The organism is Affinirhizobium capsici, assembly GCF_977018625.1.
The window spans coordinates 333,297-356,364 of record NZ_CDRNXD010000002.1 but is presented as its reverse complement, the minus strand read 5'-3'; the positions used below and the strand labels follow the sequence as shown (position 1 = coordinate 356,364).

Sequence of the window (23,068 nt, the reverse complement as noted above, 5' to 3'; positions counted from 1 at the left end):
CACCACTGCCCGGCCGCTCTCCTCAACACACACAAAAACATCTACACCCAAGCGGACTTTGTCAAATAAAATCCGATTGTAAAAATTAATTATGGCACGACATATGAAAAAAGCCAATTTTTTCAGATATATATTTTCGACATATCATGATAACGGGTTTCACTAAGACATAAACAAACTTGACAACTTTTTTGAAATGGCAAATCTCACATGGGTGAGAGGAGCTTCCTATGACCCCAGAAGACATCGCAAGGCAGATGACCGGTACGCTGGCGCATGTTGGCCCCGGCCGCATCGAAGCGTTCCTGCCTTCGCCAATGATACAGAACCATGCGGCCTTTCTGCACCGACTGGCAAACGGAACATTGATCTGCGCTTGGTTCGGGGGCTCTTTGGAAGGCAAGGCCGATATTTCCATTTACGCCTCGGTTCTCACGAGCGGCGCGTTACGCTGGGGAAGCCCGCAGCGATTGAGCTTCGATCCCGATCATTCGGAGCAAAATCCCGTGCTCTTTCAAGCTCCCGATGGCCGGCTGCTCCTTTTCCACACCTCTCAGCCCTCAGGAAATCAGGATGAATGCCGCATCCGCATGGCGGAGGTTGCACTTGATCCGGCTGACGCCACCAGTCTGCGCGCATCGAAAGGCAGCTATCTGGATCTGCCACGCGGCTGCTTCGTGCGCGCTCCCCTGACGGTGCGACAAGATGGCGCTTGGCTACTGCCTATCTTCCGTTGTGTGCAGCGTCCCGGTCAAAAGTGGAACGGCAGCCACGATACGGCTGCGCTCGGCATCAGCGAAGATGGTGGCGCAACCTGGCGACTTGAGGAACTGGAGCAGTCGATCGGCTGCGTGCATATGTCGCCTGTCCTATTTCGTGCTGGCGGTCATGCGGCCTTCTTCCGTAGACGGCAGGCTGATTTTGTCTACCGAACCCAAAGTACCGACGACGGCGGAACCTGGAGCACCCCTGAGCCGACCGACCTGCCGAACAACAATTCCTCCATCGCAGCCATCACTTTGGCTGACGGACGCATTGCAGTCATCTGCAATCCAATCAACGGCACGGCCTCCCAGGATCGCCGTACATCGCTTTATGACGAGCTCGGAGATAATGACGACAGGCCGGAAGCAGATCCTAGCGGCGGCTGCGCCCCTGTATGGGGAGTGCCGCGTGCGCCGGTCACGGTTTGCATCTCGAGCGATGGCGGCATGACATTTCCAAAACGGATCGAGATTGAGAATGGTCCGGGCACCTGCTTGTCCAACGACTCAACGGATGGACGGAACAAGGAAATGTCCTATCCCTGGCTGCTGGCTGAACCCGATGGAAGCCTGCATATCGCCTACACTTACCATCGACGCGCGATCAAATATGTCCGGCTAGCTCCGGGTTGGGATCGTCCCGAAAACGGAGAATGACATGAGCGACATCATTGGCATCACCATGGGAGACCCCTGCGGGGTTGGCCCTGAGATTTCGGTCCGTGCGTTATGCGAGATGTCTGCCGAGGATCGCGCGGCAACTCGGATCTACGGCAATCTCGCGACGTTGAATGCGGCGCGCGATGCGCTGGCGTTGTCGATCGATCTCCGGCCTTACGTCATCGATATCGAGGTCGAGGGCGCGCCGCTGCCTTGGGGGAGCTTGAGCCCTGTGGCGGGTGATGCAGCCTTTCGCTTCATTGAAAAAGCCGTGCGCGATGCCGAATCGGGAGCCATTGGCTGCATCGTCACAGCTCCGATCAACAAGGAAGCGCTCAACCTTGCTGGCCATCACTATGATGGCCATACCGGCATGCTACGGAGCCTGACCGGCTCTAAGGCCGCCTATATGCTGCTCGCATCCGAGCGACTTAAGGTCATTCATGTCTCAACCCATGTCTCGCTGCAGGAGGCAATCCGCCGCGCTACGACTGAGCGCGTGCTGGCGACAATCCGAGCCGGAAACGATCACCTGAAACGCATCGGCTATGATAGGCCACGCATCGCAGTCGCGGGTGTCAATCCACACTGTGGAGAGAACGGTCTCTTTGGAACGGAGGACGACGATCAAATCGCACCGGCCGTAGCAACCGCTCGCGCCGAAGGTATCGATGTGCAAGGGCCGATCTCAGCCGACACCGTCTTCTACCGCGCCTATGCCGGCAACTTCGACTTGGTGGTCGCGCAGTATCATGACCAAGGCCATATCCCAATTAAGCTGGTGGCTTTCGATACGGCTGTGAATGTCTCGGTAGAACTGCCAATTGATCGTACATCTGTGGACCACGGCACGGCTTTCGACATTGCCGGCAAAGGCATCGCCAACCACGGGAATATGAACTCCGCCATTGCTTATGCACGCAAGCTGGTCGCTGGCAAAACCAAGGAAGGATGACACCTATGACCGCATCCATCACCCTTCATCAGCCACGTCGCCTTCTCATTGGTGCAGGAACGATCCGGGAGGTCGGCGGTCTTGTCGCCGATGCCCAGGCAGTGCTCGTCATTGCAACCCCACTTACCGCTGGCTTCATTGATCGGCTGCAGATCAATGGCAAAGTTGAAGTCTTCGACGCAATTCCGGGCGAACCTGATGTGGCCACACTTGAGGCTGCGCTGGCGGTTGCCCGACGCGTGAGGCCGCAGGTCGTGGTGGGACTTGGTGGTGGATCGGTACTCGACGTTGCCAAACTCGTCGCAGTTCTTTGGGACAGCGAGCAGACGCTTGGTGATGTCGCCGGTCCTAACCGCGTGGCTGGCCGCAAGAGCTTTCTGATCCAGATCGCAACAACGGCAGGCACCGGCTCTGAAGCAGGGATTCGGTCTTTGATCACCGATCCTGTCAAAGGCGCAAAAATTGCGGTCGAAAGCCCGCATATGATCGCCGATATTGCTGTGCTTGATCCTGAGCTCACATTCAGCGTTCCGCCAGCCGTTACGGCAGCGACAGGCATTGATGCCATGGCTCATTGCGTTGAGGCCTTTACCAACAAACGCGCCCATCCGATGATCGACGGCTTCGCCCGTATGGGATTCCGGCTTGTCGGCAAATATCTGGCCCGTGCCGTGAAGGATGGATCTGACACCGAAGCGCGGGAAGGAATGATGCTCGCCTCCTATTATGGCGGCATCTGTTTGGGCCCCGTTAACACGGCTGCAGGTCACGCCATTGCATATCCGCTCGGCACTCGTCTCGGCCTACCGCACGGGCTGGCCAACGCGATCATCTTTCCGCATGTGCTCGCGTTCAATCAGCCTGTCACACATGAGAAGACAGCCGAGGTTGCAGAAGCCCTTGGCTTCTCACCTAAAACACCGGGAGCGCTCTTGGATAACGCCCGCCGTTTCTGTGCCGATCTCAAAATAGAGATGCGGCTTTCCCATCACGGAGCTCAGGAAGAGGCACTCGCGCAGTATGCGGCAGAGGCTCATGCCAATCGCCGCCTTATGGACAACAATCCTGCCGACATGGCGGTCGAGGATGTGCTGGCCATTTACCGCGCCGCTTACTAAACGAGCAAAGAAAAAGCGGGTAACCAGACAAGCGGTCAGATTCGGCTATCTGGTCTCGCTATTTGCTGGAAGGGATAGAAAGTTCTTCCACCTCGGCGTTTCCCGCAATTGAGGCGCTTGTCTGGAAAAGACGTGCACGTGATCCGGTGAGATGCGCATGCATCAATTCGCGTGCTTGGGCACCTTCTCCGTGAGCGATTGCCGAGGCAATGGCCTCATGTTCACTGAAGACACGTGACAGGCCGGTATTATCGCGCTTAACCGATACTCCATGGAAGCGCATGCCAGCCGCGATATGATCCTTAAGAGCCTCCATGGCGGTGGAGAAATAATTGTTCTTAGCAGCTTTGGCGATGGCAAGATGAAACTGGTAATCAGCATCCTCGCGGTGGGCCTGCCTATTGGTTGCGTCGCGCATTAATTCGAGCGCCTCACGGATCGCAGCCAACGCGACAGGAGTGTGACGGATCGCGGCGGCCTCTGCTGCAGCTGGCTCGAGCGTCAAGCGAAACTCGTAACAGTTCAACAGATCGGCAACGTTCTCGAGCTGGCCGAAACCGAGCGGCTGTTTCATACCAAGGGAGCGCACGAAGCTACCGGCTCCGCGGCGGGAATAAATCAGCCCTTGATCGCGTAATCGCCGCAGCGCCTCGCGAACAATAGGACGCGAGACCTCGAACTCTATTGCAAGATCATGCTCAGTCGGCAACCTTTCATCGGGCCTGTAGGAACCAGACTTGATTGCTCTGTGCATGCGCTCGAATACGAGATCCGCCAGGCTCTTACGTGTCGTTCCACTTTGCAGTCCCATTTTCAGCTCCCGCCCTCGCGCAATTTACCCGCAAGGTTCGTCAAAGTGTCCGGCGTCCCAAACCCGCCGGACTTTGCAATGATACATTGGCCACTCGCATAGGCCAGTCCAAGGCCAGGCAAACACTCCCCCTCCAGGCGAAAACATTCTATTCCCATTCGCGCCAAAACAGCTTCAGCTGTTGCGCCGCCACAAAGAAGCATGGTGCGTGCGCCAGCTGTCAAACGCGGATGAACGCTTTTTGCGAGGTTTTCCGAAACGTCTTCGGACGATATACGTGTGGATCCTCCCGTCGCCTGAACCACAGTGACTGGGGAGGTTGCCGACGATATATCCGCCATCACACCATTGGGGGCAGGATGATATTCGACCGCATCACTGTTGCGCAGATGCTCCACCTGTTCGAGCGTAATCCTGTCATGTGAACCAATCACAAAAAGACCCGGTCCCGACGGCGGAGCTACTAGCCCGCCAATCGCGTTTCCCGTCATCTGATAGGCGAGGACCTCGGCGAGCCCTCTCGCTCCGACAAGCAGATCGACATCGCCCCCTTCGTCCGCTAACAGCGCTGTATGAATGTCTTCTTCCGTTAGTGTGTCCGGGATGATCGCACGGCTCGCATGATGCTTCAGCGCACTGCCGATCGAGATGGGCGCCGCCACACCGAAGCCATCGATATTGGCGTCTTTCACAACGCGGCCAAACGAAGGGATAGCGGGTGCTACTAAAGCTCGCCTGTAGGCAATCGCATCCAGTTCTGCGGAGACGTTCCCCTTGAGCCGTGAATCAATCTTCTTAAACAGGCGCACGTGGGGCGGGAGAAGCCGCACGACCTCATGCATCAACCGGAACGCCGCTTCAGCTGATTTCTCCCGTGAGGCCAAATTAACCGAGAGCACATCCGGGGCTAAGGCAAGCCCCTTTTCTACGGCTGCAGCCGTCAATGCGATTTCGGTATGCAGCCCACGCGCTGCGAAAGGAGCGGCCGTATCCAATGCACCGGTAAGATCATCGGCAACAATGACGAGCACGAACTATTTCCTTGTTGTAATCTTCACAAACCAAAGATGCCTTTATTTTCATGGGAATGCAATTCGTGATTTACAAATCGAGGACGAAATCGGTCGACGGGCGGCAAACGGATTTCCTGAGTTTTGAGAGATGCAGCGTGTGAACTACAGGATGCAGTGTTACGTGCCCCTATGTAGATTCTGGCACCCGAAACAATCCTGCTCCACATAACAAGCAGACGTCCCACTCATGCGCATTATGCAATAATCTGCCCATTATTTGCATTTCACAACGAGAACAGCTTTCAGCTAAGCCTAACCCATGGAAATCGCCGCTGTCCTCAAGATGTGATTGCGGCTTGGGAGGATACATGAAATCGTTGCTTGGAGCAGCATCACGCACTGTGATGACGATCTCGCTCGCCTATATGCCAGCATCATCTGTGCTCGCTGTACAACAAGATGCGGCTGCCTCATGTTCGGCGATCGCCACACTATCAATCTCGGCTGCCAGAATAAGTTTACCTACAAGTGGAGCAAAAATAGTATCGGCAACGCTAGTCGCCTCGGCCGATCAAAACAATCAAAATGGCGAATATTGCAAAGTGACAGGTCAGATCAAACCTGTCGATCCGAAAGCACCGGATATCATCTGGCAGGTCAATCTGCCAACTGCCTGGAACGGGAAACTACTGCAGTATGGCGGCGGCGGGTACAACGGCAGCTTACCTCCTACAACGGAAAAAACCACGCTAGGCCTCGATTTCATTCCAACGCCTTTGGCGCAAGGATACGTCACGTTCGGCAGTGATTCCGGCCATCAGGCTCCAAACGCAGACGACGCCTCCTTCGCAAAGAATGATGAGGCAATGCTGAATTACGGATTTATGCACATCAAGAAAGTGCTTGATGTGGCGAAGTTTCTCGTGGCCGAGCGTTATGAGAAGCCCGTGACGCGCGTCTATTTTCAAGGCGGTTCCACCGGTGGACGCGAAGGATTGACGGCGGCATCGCGCTGGCCAGAATCTTACGACGGCATATTGACCAATTACCCGACCGCAAACTTCGTTGGGCTTCGCTTATGGGGAGCAGGCTTGGCGCGTGCCGTTTACGACGACAATTCTGCAGGATGGATCCCACCCAAGCTTGTTGAGAGGATTGCTAAGGATGCCATTCATTCATGCGATGCTCTTGATGGTGCAGAAGATGGCCTTGTAAGCAATATTCAGAAATGTCGTGCGCGATCAGAGATTCTGGTGGAAAGCCTTGCTTGCAAGCTTGAGGTGACCGGAAACCCCGAGGACTGCCTCACAAAGGATCAGATTGATCGAACCCTGAAGATCTACCACGAAGGTTATTCGCTGCCGTATCAACTGGCAAACGGCATCGATACCTATCCCGGCTATAACAGCTTGGAGGGTATCATGATGCAGCTTGGGTCAGAGCCACAGATGCGAATGCCGCCAGTCTCCGGGCCGAACGCGCATCACTCAAGCCGCTCATTCGAGTTCCTGCAGAATTTTGTGCAACGTGATCAACCGCTTAATCCTCTTTCGTTCGACATACGCAACCCAGGCAAACTCAAGGACCGGATTGTTGAGCTGTCCGATATAGTTGGCGCGACACGAACGGATTGGTCCGCTTTCAGCGATCGAGGCGGCAAAATCATCTGGCTACAAGGCAATGACGATCCGAGCGTCAGCCCATTGGGGAATGCCAAGCTGTTTGAAGCGACAGTTGCAAAGATGGGCGAGGAAAAGGTCAAAAGCTTCATGCGCTTCTACCTTGTACCAGGTTTAGCTCACGGTGGCGGCCGCTTTTCGCCCACATGGGACAATCTGAGTGCCCTTGATAATTGGGTGGAACACGGAGTGCCGCCCATCAATCCGGTCGTCGTTGACGCGACCAAATCATCCAGCAAGGGTCGCAGCAGACCACTGTGTGAATATCCCGCCTGGCCGAAATACAGGGGCACTGGTGACATCCAACTTGCCTCGAATTTCAGCTGCGCCCGGGATTAGGCCTGCCGCGGCCAAAAAGACAATGAGTATTCAGTGGGAGGAATAGAGTGACAAGAGGACCTAATTTATCGAGACGTGCCGTTCTGGCGGTGTCAGCAGCATCGACCATTGCTGCTGTCAGCCTATCTGGGAGAACAGCGTCAGCGGCAAATACAGCACCATGCACAGCTTCTGGCCAACCTTGGAAAACGACGACCGACGCGGCATCCGCCGGATGGTCTTCAACGAAGCTTGCAGAAATGGAAGCCAAGCTCTACCCCATGGCAACCACATCTATGATGGTCGTGCAGGGTGGGGAGATCGTCTATCGATACGGTAATTTATCCGACGTAAGTTACCTGGCCTCGGCTCGAAAAAGTATTTTGTCCATACTGTTCGGTCGCTATGTAGCGGAAGGCAAGATCGATCTGGACATGACGATCGGCGAGATTGGCATCGACGAAGACGACGGTCTTTTGCCGTTGGAAAAGACAGCTAGAGTGAAAGACCTGCTGACATCAAGTTCCGGCGTTTATCATGCGGCAGGAAGTCCAGGCGGTAATGAAAACACGCCGGAGCGCGGTAAAACAAAGCCAGGTTCCGTTTTCCTCTACAATAACTGGGACTTCAACGTCCTTGGGGCTATCTTCGAGAAGCGGACGGGCAAGACAGTATTCCAGGCGCTAAAGGAAGATCTGGCGGACCCGCTGGGTTTCGAAGACTTCGACATAAGCCGCCAGCGAATGATGGGTTATGAAAACCAGTCGCGGTACCTTGCTTACCACCTGTTCCTTTCCGCGCGAGACATGGCGCGGCTGGGGCAGCTGATGCTGCAGGGTGGCAAATGGAACGGAAAGACCATCGTGCCAGAGAATTGGATCGCGGAAAGCACCAAAATGCGGTTCACGCCCGAGCAGACCAAAAGCAAGGAAGGGCTCGGATATGCCTATCTTTGGTGGATACCAACATCAAACGATCCGGCATTCAAGGGCGCATATCTGATGAACGGCAATTTCGGGCAATTCGTATTGTGCCTGCCCGCCATCGACACCGTCATCGTCCATCGCCGAGCAGTCACAGATGAATTTGCCATCGCGAGAAATCTTGGGAAAACAACATACGAGCCCGCGAAGGTTTCAGCAGGAGATTTTCTGAAGATCGCGGAAGCGGTTGTGACGGCGAGAACATGATTACATCTGGCACTTGGGCATCGCCCAAGTGCCATTCCACTGCGCCTTGAAAACTGCCCCTGTAATAGCCGCAACGGTTTAGGAAAGCGACGAAGGTTATTCCTGCAGGGTTTTCCACGGGGCTCGATAAATCACTATCCCCTCAACGCGTTGATGACGCATCTCCGTTGAGCTGCCATCTGCAAGAACCATCGCGTCGCAATCTATGAAGGAAACAGAATTGTCGCCGCGAATTGGCTTCGCCCCGCTGGCAGGTTCGTCACCTTCAACTCCAGTTTCGCGCCCATTTGCTCAGCCAGCCGATCAGCAATGGCCAGGCCCAAGCCTGATCCAGGGGTTGAGGTTTTTCCTCGGACGAAACGCTCTTTGAGACTTTCGACAGGCGGAAACTCCTGCGTTTCCGTGACGTTCACAACTGTGACTGCGTCCGGCCTGAGTTGGACCGTAACGGGTTCGTCTTCTAATCCATGCTTTATTGCATTTTCCAAAATGTTTCGGACCGCGATGGCAAAAGCATCTGCATCAACCCTCTTTAAAAGAGAGCGAGCTTCCTTTTGCTCAAATACGATGTGCTTGCCACCGTGACCGAACCTTGAAAATTCATCGATGACCAGCTTCAGTACCGAGGCTAGATCACTCTCTTCCGCCGCCAGGCCAATCCCTGCATCAGCCCTGGCCAGCTGAAGCAGTTTTTCCGTAAGAGCTGAGAGCGTTTGGAGCGAGGCATGAACCTGCCGCGCCCGCACCAGCGACGGACCGGGTGACAGTTCGGATATCAGAAGCTGACTTTGCGCCATGGCTCCAGCAATCGGTGTCCGCAATTCATGGGCGCTGTTGGCAGTAAGAACACGTTCAGCGTCCAGCGCATGAGCGACCCGCTGGATAAGCAGATTGACTGATTGCTGGATGGGCAAAAGCTCTAGAGGCAGATCCTTCAAATCGAGCGGTGTGAGATTACCGCCATCGCGAAAGGCAATCATACTTCTGAGACGATCCACTTCCGAAATATTTCGGCGAACGAGCCAGCCAACCGCAAAGAGGACCAAGGGGAGAAGTAGAATGAGCGGTAGCAGCAGAGCACCGCCTGCCTCAAGCGCGGCCTCCTGCCGATGGTCCAACGAATCCGCCACTTGCACGAATATGGTTCCGCTGACGGCAGATGTCGTGAAAATGCGCTGATGCTCTCCATCCCAGAACCCGGCTTGAAGCGGCGCTTCGTAGGGTTTGGCGGATACGTTGTGGGAATGGAGCAGGACACGCCCGCTATCATCGCGCACCTGGTATGTCAGATATTCATCCGGAATACTGGAACGAAGTGCTGTAACACGGCGCGGGACGCCTTCGTTATCGTCGTGCGCGAAGAGATCACTGATGACGAGAGGGGCTAGACGCTCAGCCGTTTCCTGAAGAGCGCTATCGAAGACCTCGCCCATCTCCTCCCGCATGACGTTGTAAGCGAGCGCTGAGGCGACAGCCCAGAAAATAAGGACGGTTGCGCCCAGACCAAACAGCAATTGCCGGGAAATGCTATGGGGCCGCTTAAACATCCTGATCACTTATCCGGTAACCCAGGCCACGGATGGTGGCGACGCTGCTTTTGCCGAGTTTGCGACGAAGACGGCTCACATAGACTTCGACAGTATTGCTCTCAATCTCAGCTCCAAACTGGTAGAGCGCTTCTTCTATCTGTGACTTGGAGACGATGGCGTTTTTGCGCGCCAGCAGGCACTCAAGGACAGCCCATTCCCGCGAAGACAACTCGACCGACTGTCCTGACCTGTGCATCAGACGACGCTCAGAAAGGTGAACCTGGAACTCTCCAAGTTCAACCATCGGGCTTTGATGTGCTCCATACCTTCGAGCAACCGCGTGAATCCGGGCTTCCAACTCACCCAGATCGAATGGTTTAACGAGGTAATCGTCGGCGCCTGCATTCAATCCTGCGATACGATCGGAAATCTGATCGTGTGCAGTCAATATAATTACAGGCGTGTTTATCTTCTTCGCTCGCAGTGACTTGAGAATATTGAGGCCGCTACCGTCAGGCAGACGCAAGTCGAGCAGAACCACATCGTAATCAACTGCGGCTAAACAGGCGAGCGCGTTTTCCTGATCTCTTGCCCAATCAACCGCATGACTGCCTCGCGTCACATGCGTTCGAACTGCGTCTCCCAGCATTGCATCATCTTCCACGAGCAGCACGCGCACACCAACACCCTCATCAAAGTTTCGGCTACTATACCCATGCAAGCACATCTGGCCATTCGGCATAAAGGCTATAGATATTCTTCATCACAATTCAGCTTGATGTCAGGGCGATGACCCAAGGTTATGACAGCAAAAAGGAGTCGTCGATGCACTATCTGTGGGCTGTCGCAGCGCTGGCGTTTAGCTGCACATCGGCGCAGGCACTCAACCGAAGATGCGATGCGCCCGTTGAAGAGTGGAAGCCAAGAAGCCTGCTGCAAAGCAAGCTGGAGCACGACGGCTGGCAGGTGGAATCCATCCACGCAGAAAATGGTTGCTATGATGCACACGCCATCAATTCGACCGGCCACAAAGTCAAAGCCTACTTTGACCCCAAAAGCCTTGAAGCCGTAGGCGTACAACAAGACGACTGAACCGCCGCATACTACGCCGAATTGCTACGTTAGGGTTTTCGACTTACGCACTAGGCCAGCAACCCAAACTTTTCTACCAATGTGTAGAGCACGAATATTCCGCAGATCACCAAGCCGCAAAACACGGCGAACGAACCGAGATCTTTGGCGTGTCGACCCGTCAAGGAATATTCAGGTGAAACCCGGTCGACCAATTCCTCGATAGCCGTATTCAATGCCTCCAGCGCCAGCACAAAGAGGAACAGTGCGATGAGGATCAGTGTCCTCAATAACCCCGCATCAATGGCTAGGAACAATAGCACGGCAGCTGCAAACGCCAGCAACTCATGGCGAAAGGCTGCTTCCCGCAGAAGGCGCAGGAAGCCACCATAGGAATAACGTTGCGCCGCGAAGAGATGGCGTATGCCATCCACCTTTCCCGGTGGAAGATCAGGACCGTGCATTCTTGTTCAACTCACAGCTCGAGTAGATATCGAGCGAAGGGTTACGCACCTTGGTCTCCACATTCATCATGCCGAGAACCGTGTGGAAAAGATTATCGTGTGAAACAGGCTGCTGTTCAGTCTGCTTCAGGCAATTCGAATCTATGTTCGCACGTGCATCCTGGCCTAGCCACAGAACAAATGGAATATGAGTTTGCTGCTCTGGCGCAACAAGCCATGGTGCACCATGAAGGAAAAGGCCTTTTTCGCCCAAGGACTCGCCGTGATCTGACATGTAGATCATGGTCGGTGAAATATGATCCTGTTGTGCGGTCAATTTGTCGATGACGGTCGATAAGATGTGATCCGTATAAAGGATGGAGTTGTCATAGGCATTGATAATTTCCTCCCGATGACACTTGGAGAATTCGGAAGAGCGGCAATCCGGTTGAAACTTGCGGAACGCATCTGGATAGCGTGCATAATAGGCAGGGCCATGACTGCCAAGTTGGTGCATGACAAGAACGCTGTCCTCCTTGACCGAAGACAACCACTCATCGAACTTGTCTAAAAGAATGTCATCCCAGCATTCGCCATTGTGGCAGAAGCGCTCGTCCTTTGAGGTGAAGAGCTCCTTATAGCGAATGCGGTCCGCAACGCCTTTATCGCCGGTGTTATTGTCCCACCATTCAGCACGAATGCCTGCGTGAACCAATACATCCATGAGGTTTTCCTGCGCCAGAGCTTTCTTGTGATCGTAACCTGAGTGCTGGAGCGCAGAAAACATGCAAGGAACGGAAATGGCGGTCGCAGTGCCGCAGCTCGTTGTGTGAGGAAAATAGAAAATATCCCGTTTGGAAAGTTCGGGATTGGTGGGTTTCTCGTAGCCACCCAATTGGAAATTGGCGGCCCGGGCCGTCTCGCCGACAACGATGATCGTGACCCTTGGCTTGCGATCCCTCGCTGTCGCAGCATCCGCCACCTTCGCATCGCGTCCATAGGGCTGAACAGCGATATGCTTTTCCTCCGTCGCCTTCTGCAAGAAGTGAATGGCGTTCGCGATTGGGAAAACCGGGTTCATAGTTTCCAACCAATCGCGATTTTGCCTTTTCGCATAGGTATACACCCCAGCATACGAGTAAGCACCAAGCGCAAATATCAGCAGCGCTGGGATGATGACCGCCACATTATTTCTGAACTTCTTAAAAAAGGGATGGTGTCCGACTTTTACAAAGCAAATCAACAGCGATGGCAGCAATGCATAAACTGCTAAATGCGTGAGGAAGCCAGCGGTGATCAAATGGCCAGCTTCTGCGGTATTGGTCTCAACAGCATTTCGTATCATGTCATCATCAATGATGACGCCAAACTGGTCCATGAACCAAGCAGATGATGCAGCCCAGCAGATGAATACTATTAGGAAAGGCTTGATCAGGTACTTGACGGAAAAGGTCACCAGAAGGGCTACAAATGCAGCTGAGATAGCGATGATGAAAACAGCGAATGCACCTGGCTGACCGGCAAGGATTTCGCCTGTCTTGCGCCAGAACGTGTGGTTCAGTAACAGCAGAACGTAAACCGCGACCAGAACGCAAAGCGTGATGCTACCGATCTGCGGCCGCCTCATTAAACTATCTTTCAGGCCCAAAGTCTTTCCCTCTCACCGGCAAAACCGGCTGACCATTTCCTGCAACTGGCTCTGTGCGCGAATTCTGACGCGAACCTGAAATGAAGCTGGAGCCGTATCAGGGGACTGGGAGCCTTCCGCCCGGTCTTGCTTGGACCAAACGCTGGGGCGCTGCTTAAATCAAAAATTTTCGGCTTGCAATAATGCTGCGCTACATCTGAAGTGCGTCTAAATTTAGATGGTAGCTATATTGAGCACTATTCCGCACAGCCTTTCTGAGGGTGGCGTGGATGCTGGACTCAGTGAATATTGAATTGAAGAAAATCTCAGGAACTCAAATTTAGCGTGTGCAGGCTTAAATTTATTGCTTGTTATCGCCAGACTCCTCAGTCAACGACACCTCTGCTTTTTCCGGCACATTCCCGTTTTGCTCCGCCCGATCCCGATGAAGGGCAGCACGCGCCAACAACATGAACGTGATCGGAGTTGTCACCGTTACGAAGACACCGATGAGAATTTCGTGAAACACGGGGCGGGAGGAGACAACCGAGAAATAGATCATCGAGGCAAGCATCGTCCCACCCACACCCCAGCTCGTCCCTAGGGTTGGCGCATGCAGTCGCTCGTAAAAAGTCGGAAGTCGCAGAAAGCCGATGCTGCCAATCAATGTAAGAATAGCGCCTAAAAGCAGGAAGAAGGCAACGAGCAAAGCAGCCCAGACTGGAAGATCTACAACAGACTGCATCATTCGATCACCTCTCCCCGCATCAGAAACTTGGCGAGTGCCACAGTGGCAACAAAGCCCAGCATTCCAATCACCAGTGCCGCCTCGAAGTACACGGTCCTTCCTGTGCCAATCCCGAAGGTGACGAGCAGAAGCATGGCATTTATATAGAGCGCATCCAGGCCGATAATACGATCTTGCGCGCGCGGGCCGCGAAACATCCGGATCGATGCAAGAAACATGGCGAGACCGAAAATGACTTGCGCCAAGGAAACGGCTGTCAGCAAGATGACGGCGCTCATGCGAAAATCTCCATCAGCAAGGATTCGTAGCGATGCTTGATCATGGCGATCCATTCCTCCTGATCGATCAGATCCAGAACATGAATGAGAACGGTGCGCGCTCGCGAGTCGTATTCCAGCCAAGCCGAACCTGGAGTTGACGTCAGGATCACCGCCAAAATGGCCAGTGCGAATGGGCTCTGGATTTCCAAAGGCAGTAAAAGGAAGCCAGAGGTGGTTTGCTGACGCTTGCCCATCACGATTAACCGCGCCACCGCAAAATTCGACCGGATAATATCCACAAGCACAATGCTGATCAGCTTGGGCAACAAGTACCACTTCTTGAACCGCGGCTTTTCGGGGCGCAATGAAGCCAATGCCCAGCCAGAAACGACAGCGACGATGGTGCCGAGTATAAAATGGCCCAAGGTAAAGCTGTTAAGCAGCATCCACATAAAGGTCAGGCAAATCGTCATCAAGGGAAATGGCAACATCAACGCTCACCCTCGACGTTCTTCTGTACCGGTGGCGGTACTTGATAAGCATCCTTCACCGCATTGATGTAATTGGACGGCGCAGCAAGCACGCGAATGGTCGTATCCATATAACGCATGGCAGGGCCTGCCTGGATGGATAACAGTAAAGTCAATGCGAGCAGGAACATGACCGGCACCAACTCAATGACCAAGACGCGGGGGACCGTACCTTCCAGCGATCCCCAAAATGTGCGGATGCCGACGCGTGTCATAGCAATGAGTGAGGCCAAACCTGAAAGGATGACGAGCACAATCAGTGTCCATACCGCCGCAGTAGGAGGAACCCCGATCGCACTTGCGCCCATCATGGCAGACAACATAGCGAATTTGGCGATGAAACCCGAGAGCGGTGGAAGTCCTGCAAGCAGGATGGCGCACATGGCAAAACATGTTCCGAGAATGGCCATTGTGCCGGGCATTGCAACACCCTGCTCCTCCTCGAATGTGTCCTCATCTCCCGCGCCATAAGCTTCCATGGTAACAGCAAGCACGTTTGCACCGGCATCCTGGCCGCGTTCAACAAGTTCGATCAGCATAAAGAAGGCGGCAATGGTGAAGGTCGAGCTGACGAGATAAAGCAATGCACCGGAGGATACGACGCCATCGTTGATGCCCAAAACCATCAGCAGCGTTCCCGAGGAAACGAGCACGGAATAGCCTGCCAAGCGACCGAGAGCTTGCGACGCAAGAACGCCAATGATTCCGAATACGAGCGTAAGCAGCCCACCGATGAGAAGTGTTGTCGCACCGAAGCCAGCAAGAGGGCCTTCACCGAACAGAAGCATGGTGAGACGCAAAATGACATAGATACCAAGCTTGCTGAGCATGGCAAAGATGCCCGCAACCGGTGCCGCAGCGGCACTATAAGCCGTTGGCAGCCAGAAGCAGAGTGGCCACATGCCTGCCTTGATCAGGAATGCGACCCCAAGGACACCTGCCCCAGCCTGAAGCAGCATAAGACGATCCGGTTCGATCTGCGGCAAACGCGCCGCAAGGTCTGCCATGTTGAGCGTCCCAGCGGTTCCGTAAATCAGGCTGACGCCGATAAGAAAAAAGAGCGCCGCCACGAGATTGACTGCGATGTAATGCATGCCCGCCTTGACGCGAAGCGGCCCGGAGCCATGCAACATGAGGCCATAGGAAGCCGCAAGCATGACCTCGAAGAATACGAAGAGATTGAAGAGGTCGCCGGTTAGAAACGCCCCGTTAAGACCCGCAAGCAACAACTGGAACATGCTGTGAAAATGCGCGCCCATGCCATGCCAGCGCGCCAGGGAAAAGACGAGTGCGGCAATCGCGAGGAGTGCGGTCAACATCAGCATCAGTGCCGAAAGGCCGTCCAACACGAGAACTATACCGAATGGTGCTGCCCAATTGCCAAGCAGATAAACACCCTCGAAATCATTCGGTCCACTTTCAATTTGCAACAGTGCAAAGGCGATAAAGCCAAGAAGAACCGTCGCACTGAGGCTTATCATCGCTTTTGTGACGCGATTGCGCTCATCGATAAAAAGCAAAATCGCGCTTGCCAGCATCGGAACCAGAATGGGAGCAATAATGAGGTGGTGCGCCCAGCCGTTCATTTCGTCTCCTCCCGACCGTCAACATGGTCGTTGCCTGTCAAACCGCGCGAAGCCAGCAGCACCACGAGGAAGAGTGCTGTTGTTGCAAAACCGATGACGATTGCAGTGAGCACGAGCGCTTGCGGTACCGGATCGGAAAGGTGGGAGGCAACGACGTCGTCAGAAAGAATTGGTGGCAGATTACTTTTCACACCCCCGACGCCAAATATGAATAGGTTCACGGCGTAAGATAGAAGCGCCAATCCCACAATGACTTGGTAGGTTCGGGGGCGAAGGATCAACCAGACACCGCAGCTCGTCATGATGCCAATAGCAAGCGATAGAATGAGTTCCATCAGGCCTCCTCCCCTCGCGCCGCATCCTGAGCACGCAGACGATTGATACGGATGGACTGGTGAGCTAGAGCAACAAGGATGAGTACGGTCGAGCCGACCACCAGCAGAAACACACCGAGATCGAAAAGCAGCGCCGTGGCAGCGGGAACTTTGCCAACCAGAGGCAGCTCCAGATACTGGAAGTGCGATGTGAGGAAGGGATAGCCCAGAGCCCAGGCGCCCATGCCTGTCAGCATAGCGGCGAGAAGGCCCATGCCCATCCAGCGCAAGGGCAGTATTCGTATTCGGTCCTCAGCCCAGCGAGTGCCGCCCGCCAGATATTGCAGCAAAAATGCGATAGACATTGTTAGACCGGCGGAAAAACCTCCGCCCGGCATGTCATGCCCGCGCATGAAAAGGTATACAGCAAAGGTAATAACGACCGGGAAGAGCCACTGCATGATGATCGACGGAATAAGCAGGTAGTCCCGCACCGTGTCGCCGAGAGAACGCTCGGGACGCTCTCTGTCGAACCTGTTTTGAATTTCCTGCTGTTCCGGCAGAGCGATACTGTCGGGCGCAGGACGATAGCGACGCAGCAGTGCATAGACGGTGAGCGCCACGACCCCCAAAACCGCAATCTCGCCCATAGTGTCGAAACCACGAAAGTCGACGAGAATGACATTCACGACATTCCGTCCGCCGCCTTGCGTGTATGCGTTCTCCAAGAAGTAGTTCGCAATTGCATCAGGCACAGGCATAGTCATCACGGCAAAAGCAATGAAAGACATGCCCACTCCGCATGCAATTGCCAGAACCAGATCACGAAACCGTCTTGCACGCGCACGGATTGTCATTTGGTCCGGCATTTCTGCATTGCGCTTTGGCAACCAGCGTAGACCGAGCAAGATAAGAACCGTCGTGACGATTTCGACAAGCAATTGGGTGATCGCCAGATCGGGAGCCGATAGCCAGACAAAGGTGATGCACACGACGAGGCCCACGCCGCCTAGCAAGACCAGAGCTGCTAAACGATGATATTTGGCGAGAAACGCAGCCCCCAAAGCAAGCGAACTTCCCAGAACCCACAAGAGAGCGAACGCCGGGTCGACACCGGTAAAGACAAAGGGACGGGCTTCAAACCCGGATGCCCAAAGAGGTAACAGGCCCGCGAAGAAGCCGACGGCTACAATCCATCGCAATTGCGGTTGAAGATTTCGCGTGCCCAGCCGCGCCTCTGCCCACCTTGCCCATCGCCAGGAGACAGTGACAATCACTCGCTCGAAAATTCGCTGTCCCCGCAGACGACGAATGAGAGGAGGGCCATCATCACACGTAAGAAGGTAAGGTCGCAAAACGAAGTAAATGACCGTTCCGCCCACGAGTGCAATCGCACTCATCAGCAAAGGCAGATTAAAGCCATGCCATATGGCCAAACTATATTCCGGCGTTTGTGACCCCAGCACACTCTGCACGGCAGTTGATAGAAATGGCGCGATTGAAAAAGCTGGCGCAATACCGACGATCAAACAAACGACCACGAGAAACTCGATGGGAAAGCGCATCCAATGCGCCGGCTCGTGAGGATGCGCATTCGGCAGTTCCGTTGGCTTAGGGCCAAAGAAAACGGTGTGAATGAAGCGCAGCGAGTAGGCCACGCTGAAAGCCGATGCCAATGTCGCCACATAGGGTAGAATGCGATCAAGCCATGAATCTGCGTGAGTTTCTACCGCTTCTGCAAAAAACATTTCCTTGGAGAGAAAGCCATTCAACAGCGGAACGCCAGCCATGGCCGCACTCGCCACCATGGCAAGCGTGGCGGTAATTGGCAGATATCTGAACAGTCCGCTTAATTTTCGCATATCTCGCGTGCCAGTCTCATGATCAATGATCCCGGCGGCCATGAACAGCGAAGCCTTGAAGGTCGCGTGGTTCAACATGTGAAAAATGGCGGCCACAGTGGCAAGCGGACTACCCAGGCTCAAAAGAGTAGTGATGAGCCCGAGATGGCTGATTGTCGAATAGGCAAGCAGGCCCTTGAGATCCTGCTGGAACATCGCGAAATACGCACCAAGCAGAAGCGTCAGGATACCCGCGATGCCAACCAGGAAAAACCATTCATAGGTCCCCGACAGCGCGGGCCAGAGGCGCACCAGCAGAAACACGCCGGCCTTGACCATGGTTGCCGAGTGAAGGAACGCCGATACAGGCGTGGGAGCAGCCATGGCATTCGGCAGCCAGAAATGAAACGGAAACTGAGCGCTTTTGGTGAGTGCGCCCAGCAGAATGAAGATGAGAGTTGGCAGATAAAGCGGATGCGCACGGATCGCATCGCCAGATGCCAGAATTTTATCCAGATCATAGGTGCCGGTGATGTTGCCCAGCAGCAGCATGCCTATCAACAGACAGAACCCGCCGATACCAGTGATAGTCAAGGCCATACGCGCGCCGTCCCGGGCAGCGGCGTTGTGATGCCAATAACTGATCAGCAAGAAAGAGAAGATGCTGGTCAGTTCCCAGAAAACCGAGAGCAGGATGATATTTCCGGAGATCACGATGCCGAGCATTGCGCCCATAAAGGCAAGCAGAAATGAGAAGAACCGGGGAATAGGATCTTCGTCCGACATGTAATATCGCGCGTAAAGGACGACCAGAAAACCAATCGCCCCAATTAAAGTTGAGAAAATCCAGGCGAAACCGTCCATCCGCAAAGTGAGATTAAGCCCGAACTGCGGAAGCCATTCGATTTCGTACCGTAGTACATTGCCTTCGGTCACGAAAGGATAAGCACACGCCGATAAAACGAAGCAAAGAGCTGTTACAATTCCTGCGACGGAGACAGGCAAATCACGCGAGGTTGTATTGAGGATAAAGGCCGAAGCAATACTGCCCAAAAACGGCAGCGCAATTAAAGCAATGAGAATGAGAGGGCCAGATGTTATCCCAATGCCTTGGTTCCTTTACTGCGGCAACGATCAACACACTCTGCCACCCTCAAACTTCAAGCTGGCGGAACGTTTTAAATCAGTCTATATGGTCAATATCAACCAATATGGGCAGTATTAGCACATGGGTCAAGCGGAAACGGCTAAAATTCTGACACCAGCTCTCTGTCGGGCAGCGCGGGGTCTGCTGGACTGGACACAATCCGAGCTTGCTGATCGCTCCGGCGTTTCTCGTAGCACCATACGGGACTATGAAGGCAGTCGCCACGATGTCCACCGGTCCACAGAGGCACAGTTGCGACACGCCTTCGAAGATGGAGGTGTGGAGTTTATCGGGTCAGGAGGTTGCCCGGTTGGAATTGCTGCTACAGCGGCCCTTGCTACGGCAGGCAATCAGGCTTCGACTGGCCGCTCGCCGGGGGAAAGCGCATAGCCAATTCCACGCACTGTGACGATGGGAGCATCCCGCCCATCGTGCTGCATCTTACGACGCAAACGTGCAATCAGGTTGTCAACGGTATGCCCGCTGATTGAGCGCGGATCACGGTTCGCAATAACGTCCAAGAGAAAGTCTCGGGAAAGAGCTTGCGAAGGACGCGAGGCAAGCGCAACCAAGATATTCATCTCGCCCGCTGTCAATTCAAGCAGCTGGCCGTTCGGCTTGAATAACTCCCGCCGCACGACGTCCAGAACCCATCCGTCAAACGTGATGATCGGCTCCCGTGAACGGCGCAAAACGCTGCGAATTCTTGCAAGCAATGTTCGCAGATTTACCGGCTTGGTAACATAATCGTCGCCCCCCGCTTCCAAGCCAGCCAATACATCTTCATCGGACGCGCGTCCGGTCACGAAAATCAGGCCGAACCTTTCGCCAAGACGCATTTGTGATGCAATCTGGATGCCATCTCCATCTGGTAGATTGACATCTAGAAGCACGATATCGGGCTGCTTGTATTGCAACCTGAGCCGCATTTCGGCCGCCGACCGGGCCGCAATGGTGTGGAAACCATTTTGCTCCAGAAAGCTACAAATCATCTCCAGATTATCAGGCGCATCTTCTACAACAAGAACAGTGTCAGCCATTCCCCGCCCCGACCTCTCTACCCCCGATCAACCGCGTGTTTGCGATCGCACTCAATAGAGTTGATCGTATACTGGATTGCATCTCTTAAATTATTCTTTGCTTGTATCATATTGCTTTCGCCTGCCGTCAACGCATCCTGCGCAACATCAGCGAGTTCTTGGAAGCCCATGTTCGATGCACTCCCTGCTATCCGATGAGCAATAGCGTGTAGCGCCTCAGAAGACATCATGCCTTTCTCAATTTTCAACGCCTGTTGATTTAAATTTTCTAGAAATAGTTGCATTATTTTTTCTCGAGCTTCTGGTTCGAGGAGTTCCATCGGGTTCATTCGCTCCTCCCCCGGAAATAGGTTAGCCGTCAGCAAATCACTCGTTGCATCCATGGATAGAACGACATCTGCGCCAGCAGCTCGGCTTTGCGTTGCAGCAGATGCCGCGTTTTCATCAAAGACAATGATTCGTAAAGAGGGTCCCATCTGAGCCCGGAACTGCTCAATCTGAGCAATGGTGGGGGAAATCAGAAAAACCGCAGGGAATGTTTTAGAAAGCATCATGGTGCGCGCGGCGGACATATCCGCAACGGGGAATATCCGCAGATCAAGTCTGCGCAGCGTCGCTTGCAAGTTCTGTGGCGTTGCGCCGACAACCATCACATCCGAACCCGGCAGCAGGAACGGTGACAGAAAGGGCCTCTCGTGACCTGAGTCCGGCGTAATGCTAGTAAGGGTAATCAACAATTGGGGGACACTGATTGGCTTGCTTAAATGGCCGTTCATTCCAGCTTGCCTGGATCGCTCCACATCCTCCCGCATAGCGTTAGCAGTCAGAGCGATGATGGGGATGAAAGCATAGCGCCCACCGAGCTGACGAATGCGGCGCGTAGCCTCGAAACCATCCATTTCGGGCATTTGCAGATCCATGAGTACCGCATCGAAATTTCCACGTTGAACTGCCGTAATGGCTTCTCGCCCATTCTCCGCCACCTCACATTCGTGACCCTCAATTTCCAAGAGGCCACGCGCAACTTTCTGGTTGATGGCATTGTCCTCAACCACAAGAATCTTCAGCTTAGGGGCAGCACGGTCGTTCTGGGCTGGCGGTTCCGCCGCAATAGAAGTCTGGGCGGCTGCATCAGCAGGCTCCAAAGGCAAAAGAATGGTGAATGTACTGCCTTGCCCAGGAACACTGGCGACAGAAATTTCACCGCCCATCACATCGATCAGGCGCTTTGAGATAGCTAGACCAATACCCAAACCGCCATACCGCCGCCTGATGGAGGCATCCGCTTGCGCGAAAGGCTTAAAGACGGTTGCAATTTCCTCTTCGGAAATCCCTATCCCGGTGTCGGAAATGCTGAGCTTCACCACAGGCCCATCGATACCGTTAAGATGTTCCGTAGTCGCGACCATCTGAACATCGACGCGGCCATGATCTGTGAATTTCACAGCATTGCCGATGAGGTTGAGCAGTATCTGACGAATGCGGGCAGCATCCCCCGTCACCCAGCCAATACTTCCATGTTCTTGCACGAGGCTGAGCTGAATATTCTTTTCACGCGCGCGCGGTGCCATAAGGTTGACCACATCGGCGACCAGTTTCGGCATATCCAACGGCGCAAGCGTCAAGGGCTGGGATGTCTTATCCAAGCTGGATAGATCCAGCACATCGTCCAAGATGGTACGAAGCGCGTCTGCGGATCGTCGCACAACTTCCAAACGTTCACGTAAAGAAGGTCGCATATGCTCTCTGAGCAAGAGATGGATCATGCCCAGAATGCCGTTCATGGGTGTGCGAATTTCATGGCTCATAACGGCCAGGAACTCGCCCTTAATACGCTCCCCCGCCTCGGCTTGCTCTTTGGCCGTTGTCAATTCCCGGTTGATCTGGTTGATCTGCTCGATTTGCAGAAACTCTTCCCGACGGATTCGACTGAGCTGGATGCGAAACGCATTCCCCACCACAAATGCCACGCTTGCCATCAACAGAATGACGGCGATGTCGATCGGCTGTTCGGGGTCTGGCCGTAAAACACCCCAAAAAAGCAGGCTGATCAGCGCACCATAAGCACTGATCAGGGCTGCAGGTAGGCTTCGGCCCGGCAGATACATGGGCAGCGCGATTGCGATCAACGGAATAAGAATGCCGCCGTGACGAACAAGCGATGGATGATTGAAGATAAGCGCATTCAAGAAGAAGAATATAATGGCCTGGGCGTAGCTTAGCCGCACAATCGCGCGGCATGTTTGAGCTCGGCTCAACAGCATCAATGTGCCAATCCCAATGATCGCAATGATCAATCTTATGGCAAGGAAAATAAAAAGCTTCGGCGCCGAAATAAGTATAATGTCCATCGGCGCGAATGAAACACTTGCAACCGTAATCGCAACTACCGAAAGCTTGGCACTCGACCGACTCTTTTCGATG

22 protein-coding genes are annotated in these 23,068 nt (G+C 54.1%); 8 read left to right on the top strand and 14 right to left on the bottom strand.

Going from position 1 to position 23,068, the window contains the following annotated elements:
• Positions 1 to 230 precede the first annotated feature (230 nt).
• From AC0JZ1_RS01650 to AC0JZ1_RS01640, 3 genes are read left to right on the top strand one after another with little or no spacing between them, the layout of a single operon-like run.
• A complete protein-coding gene (locus tag AC0JZ1_RS01650; protein ID WP_471880702.1) occupies positions 231 to 1,421 on the top strand; it encodes a sialidase family protein in 1,191 nt (396 codons plus the stop codon).
• A gap of 1 nt (position 1,422) precedes the next feature.
• On the top strand, positions 1,423 to 2,379 hold the full coding sequence (gene pdxA / locus AC0JZ1_RS01645; protein WP_471880701.1) for a 4-hydroxythreonine-4-phosphate dehydrogenase PdxA: 957 nt from the start codon (positions 1,423 to 1,425) through the stop codon (positions 2,377 to 2,379).
• A 5-nt stretch (positions 2,380 to 2,384) separates the two neighbouring features.
• Positions 2,385 to 3,497, top strand: coding sequence for an iron-containing alcohol dehydrogenase (locus AC0JZ1_RS01640; protein WP_471880700.1), 1,113 nt, complete (start codon positions 2,385 to 2,387; stop codon positions 3,495 to 3,497).
• Between the two features lie 58 nt (positions 3,498 to 3,555).
• Here the strand turns inward: AC0JZ1_RS01640 and AC0JZ1_RS01635 are convergent, their stop codons facing one another.
• Together AC0JZ1_RS01635 and AC0JZ1_RS01630 are read right to left on the bottom strand one after the other, a co-directional pair.
• Positions 3,556 to 4,308: a FadR/GntR family transcriptional regulator gene (locus AC0JZ1_RS01635; protein ID WP_471880699.1), complete on the bottom strand. Its 753-nt coding sequence runs from the start codon at positions 4,306 to 4,308 to the stop codon at positions 3,556 to 3,558.
• A 2-nt stretch (positions 4,309 to 4,310) separates the two neighbouring features.
• Entirely contained in the window at positions 4,311 to 5,339 is a 1,029-nt protein-coding gene (locus AC0JZ1_RS01630; RefSeq protein WP_471880698.1) for a four-carbon acid sugar kinase family protein, read from the bottom strand.
• Positions 5,340 to 5,923: 584 nt separating this feature from the next.
• On the opposite strand from AC0JZ1_RS01630, the gene AC0JZ1_RS01625 reads away from it, so the two are divergent.
• On the top strand, positions 5,924 to 7,339 hold the full coding sequence (locus tag AC0JZ1_RS01625) for a tannase/feruloyl esterase family alpha/beta hydrolase (protein ID WP_471880697.1): 1,416 nt from the start codon (positions 5,924 to 5,926) through the stop codon (positions 7,337 to 7,339).
• A 47-nt stretch (positions 7,340 to 7,386) separates the two neighbouring features.
• Positions 7,387 to 8,508: a serine hydrolase domain-containing protein gene (locus tag AC0JZ1_RS01620; protein WP_471880696.1), complete on the top strand. Its 1,122-nt coding sequence runs from the start codon at positions 7,387 to 7,389 to the stop codon at positions 8,506 to 8,508.
• A 203-nt stretch (positions 8,509 to 8,711) separates the two neighbouring features.
• Here the strand turns inward: AC0JZ1_RS01620 and AC0JZ1_RS01615 are convergent, their stop codons facing one another.
• Together AC0JZ1_RS01615 and AC0JZ1_RS01610 are read right to left on the bottom strand one after the other, a co-directional pair.
• On the bottom strand, positions 8,712 to 10,055 hold the full coding sequence (locus AC0JZ1_RS01615; RefSeq protein WP_471880695.1) for a sensor histidine kinase: 1,344 nt from the start codon (positions 10,053 to 10,055) through the stop codon (positions 8,712 to 8,714).
• A complete protein-coding gene (locus AC0JZ1_RS01610) occupies positions 10,048 to 10,716 on the bottom strand; it encodes a response regulator transcription factor (RefSeq protein ID WP_471880694.1) in 669 nt (222 codons plus the stop codon). Before AC0JZ1_RS01610 ends, AC0JZ1_RS01615 begins: the two co-directional genes overlap by 8 nt.
• Before the next feature lie 110 nt (positions 10,717 to 10,826).
• Here AC0JZ1_RS01610 and AC0JZ1_RS01605 point away from each other — a divergent pair, with 110 nt between their 5' ends.
• The gene (locus tag AC0JZ1_RS01605) at positions 10,827 to 11,129 is read left to right on the top strand and encodes a PepSY domain-containing protein (protein ID WP_471880693.1); all 303 of its coding nucleotides are present in this window, start codon (positions 10,827 to 10,829) and stop codon (positions 11,127 to 11,129) included.
• 50 nt (positions 11,130 to 11,179) lie between these two features.
• Here AC0JZ1_RS01605 and AC0JZ1_RS01600 read toward each other — a convergent pair whose 3' ends face one another.
• The 8 genes from AC0JZ1_RS01600 to AC0JZ1_RS01565 form a co-directional block, all read right to left on the bottom strand.
• A complete protein-coding gene (locus AC0JZ1_RS01600) occupies positions 11,180 to 11,572 on the bottom strand; it encodes a diacylglycerol kinase (protein WP_471880692.1) in 393 nt (130 codons plus the stop codon).
• Positions 11,559 to 13,178: a phosphoethanolamine transferase gene (locus AC0JZ1_RS01595; protein WP_471880691.1), complete on the bottom strand. Its 1,620-nt coding sequence runs from the start codon at positions 13,176 to 13,178 to the stop codon at positions 11,559 to 11,561. Before AC0JZ1_RS01595 ends, AC0JZ1_RS01600 begins: the two co-directional genes overlap by 14 nt.
• Before the next feature lie 361 nt (positions 13,179 to 13,539).
• Positions 13,540 to 13,926: a monovalent cation/H(+) antiporter subunit G gene (gene mnhG / locus AC0JZ1_RS01590; RefSeq protein ID WP_471880690.1), complete on the bottom strand. Its 387-nt coding sequence runs from the start codon at positions 13,924 to 13,926 to the stop codon at positions 13,540 to 13,542.
• Complete coding sequence (locus AC0JZ1_RS01585) at positions 13,923 to 14,204, bottom strand: K+/H+ antiporter subunit F (protein WP_471880689.1); 282 nt, start codon at positions 14,202 to 14,204, stop codon at positions 13,923 to 13,925. The genes mnhG and AC0JZ1_RS01585 overlap by 4 nt, the downstream gene beginning before the upstream one ends.
• Positions 14,201 to 14,677, bottom strand: coding sequence for a Na+/H+ antiporter subunit E (locus tag AC0JZ1_RS01580; RefSeq protein ID WP_471880688.1), 477 nt, complete (start codon positions 14,675 to 14,677; stop codon positions 14,201 to 14,203). The genes AC0JZ1_RS01585 and AC0JZ1_RS01580 overlap by 4 nt, the downstream gene beginning before the upstream one ends.
• Entirely contained in the window at positions 14,677 to 16,302 is a 1,626-nt protein-coding gene (locus tag AC0JZ1_RS01575; RefSeq protein ID WP_471880687.1) for a monovalent cation/H+ antiporter subunit D, read from the bottom strand. The genes AC0JZ1_RS01580 and AC0JZ1_RS01575 overlap by 1 nt, the downstream gene beginning before the upstream one ends.
• Positions 16,299 to 16,637: a Na+/H+ antiporter subunit C gene (locus tag AC0JZ1_RS01570; protein WP_471880686.1), complete on the bottom strand. Its 339-nt coding sequence runs from the start codon at positions 16,635 to 16,637 to the stop codon at positions 16,299 to 16,301. The genes AC0JZ1_RS01575 and AC0JZ1_RS01570 overlap by 4 nt, the downstream gene beginning before the upstream one ends.
• On the bottom strand, positions 16,637 to 19,558 hold the full coding sequence (locus tag AC0JZ1_RS01565) for a monovalent cation/H+ antiporter subunit A (protein ID WP_471880901.1): 2,922 nt from the start codon (positions 19,556 to 19,558) through the stop codon (positions 16,637 to 16,639). Before AC0JZ1_RS01565 ends, AC0JZ1_RS01570 begins: the two co-directional genes overlap by 1 nt.
• 127 nt (positions 19,559 to 19,685) lie before the next feature.
• Here AC0JZ1_RS01565 and AC0JZ1_RS01560 point away from each other — a divergent pair, with 127 nt between their 5' ends.
• Positions 19,686 to 19,994 carry a helix-turn-helix transcriptional regulator gene (locus AC0JZ1_RS01560; RefSeq protein WP_471880685.1) on the top strand — a complete coding sequence of 103 codons (309 nt, stop codon included), beginning with the start codon at positions 19,686 to 19,688 and terminating at the stop codon, positions 19,992 to 19,994.
• Here the strand turns inward: AC0JZ1_RS01560 and AC0JZ1_RS01555 are convergent.
• Together AC0JZ1_RS01555 and AC0JZ1_RS01550 are read right to left on the bottom strand one after the other, a co-directional pair.
• Positions 19,955 to 20,644, bottom strand: coding sequence for a response regulator transcription factor (locus AC0JZ1_RS01555; protein WP_471880684.1), 690 nt, complete (start codon positions 20,642 to 20,644; stop codon positions 19,955 to 19,957). The two genes, AC0JZ1_RS01560 and AC0JZ1_RS01555, sit on opposite strands and share 40 nt — an antisense overlap.
• Positions 20,645 to 20,661: 17 nt before the next feature.
• Positions 20,662 to 22,428, bottom strand: a complete 1,767-nt coding sequence (locus AC0JZ1_RS01550; protein ID WP_471880683.1) for a response regulator — start codon at positions 22,426 to 22,428, stop codon at positions 20,662 to 20,664.
• A gap of 15 nt (positions 22,429 to 22,443) precedes the next feature.
• Here AC0JZ1_RS01550 and AC0JZ1_RS01545 point away from each other — a divergent pair, with 15 nt between their 5' ends.
• Entirely contained in the window at positions 22,444 to 22,671 is a 228-nt protein-coding gene (locus tag AC0JZ1_RS01545) for a hypothetical protein (protein WP_471880682.1), read from the top strand.
• Positions 22,672 to 23,068: the final 397 nt, after the last annotated feature.

What these genes read in the sequence shown, in the direction of transcription:
- AC0JZ1_RS01615 (WP_471880695.1), bottom strand. Translation starts at nt 10,055, where the DNA reads ATGTTTAAGCGGCCCCATAGCATTTCCCGGCAATTGCTGTTTGGTCTG.
- AC0JZ1_RS01545 (WP_471880682.1), top strand. Translation starts at nt 22,444, where the DNA reads ATGGCTCATAACGGCCAGGAACTCGCCCTTAATACGCTCCCCCGCCTC.
- AC0JZ1_RS01635 (WP_471880699.1), bottom strand. Translation starts at nt 4,308, where the DNA reads ATGGGACTGCAAAGTGGAACGACACGTAAGAGCCTGGCGGATCTCGTA.
- AC0JZ1_RS01605 (WP_471880693.1), top strand. Translation starts at nt 10,827, where the DNA reads ATGACCCAAGGTTATGACAGCAAAAAGGAGTCGTCGATGCACTATCTG.
- mnhG (WP_471880690.1), bottom strand. Translation starts at nt 13,926, where the DNA reads ATGATGCAGTCTGTTGTAGATCTTCCAGTCTGGGCTGCTTTGCTCGTT.
- AC0JZ1_RS01560 (WP_471880685.1), top strand. Translation starts at nt 19,686, where the DNA reads ATGGGTCAAGCGGAAACGGCTAAAATTCTGACACCAGCTCTCTGTCGG.
- AC0JZ1_RS01550 (WP_471880683.1), bottom strand. Translation starts at nt 22,428, where the DNA reads ATGAACGGCATTCTGGGCATGATCCATCTCTTGCTCAGAGAGCATATG.
- pdxA (WP_471880701.1), top strand. Translation starts at nt 1,423, where the DNA reads ATGAGCGACATCATTGGCATCACCATGGGAGACCCCTGCGGGGTTGGC.
- AC0JZ1_RS01585 (WP_471880689.1), bottom strand. Translation starts at nt 14,204, where the DNA reads ATGAGCGCCGTCATCTTGCTGACAGCCGTTTCCTTGGCGCAAGTCATT.
- AC0JZ1_RS01640 (WP_471880700.1), top strand. Translation starts at nt 2,385, where the DNA reads ATGACCGCATCCATCACCCTTCATCAGCCACGTCGCCTTCTCATTGGT.
- AC0JZ1_RS01600 (WP_471880692.1), bottom strand. Translation starts at nt 11,572, where the DNA reads ATGCACGGTCCTGATCTTCCACCGGGAAAGGTGGATGGCATACGCCAT.
- AC0JZ1_RS01580 (WP_471880688.1), bottom strand. Translation starts at nt 14,677, where the DNA reads ATGTTGCCATTTCCCTTGATGACGATTTGCCTGACCTTTATGTGGATG.
- AC0JZ1_RS01650 (WP_471880702.1), top strand. Translation starts at nt 231, where the DNA reads ATGACCCCAGAAGACATCGCAAGGCAGATGACCGGTACGCTGGCGCAT.
- AC0JZ1_RS01570 (WP_471880686.1), bottom strand. Translation starts at nt 16,637, where the DNA reads ATGGAACTCATTCTATCGCTTGCTATTGGCATCATGACGAGCTGCGGT.
- AC0JZ1_RS01555 (WP_471880684.1), bottom strand. Translation starts at nt 20,644, where the DNA reads ATGGCTGACACTGTTCTTGTTGTAGAAGATGCGCCTGATAATCTGGAG.
- AC0JZ1_RS01575 (WP_471880687.1), bottom strand. Translation starts at nt 16,302, where the DNA reads ATGAACGGCTGGGCGCACCACCTCATTATTGCTCCCATTCTGGTTCCG.
- AC0JZ1_RS01595 (WP_471880691.1), bottom strand. Translation starts at nt 13,178, where the DNA reads ATGAGGCGGCCGCAGATCGGTAGCATCACGCTTTGCGTTCTGGTCGCG.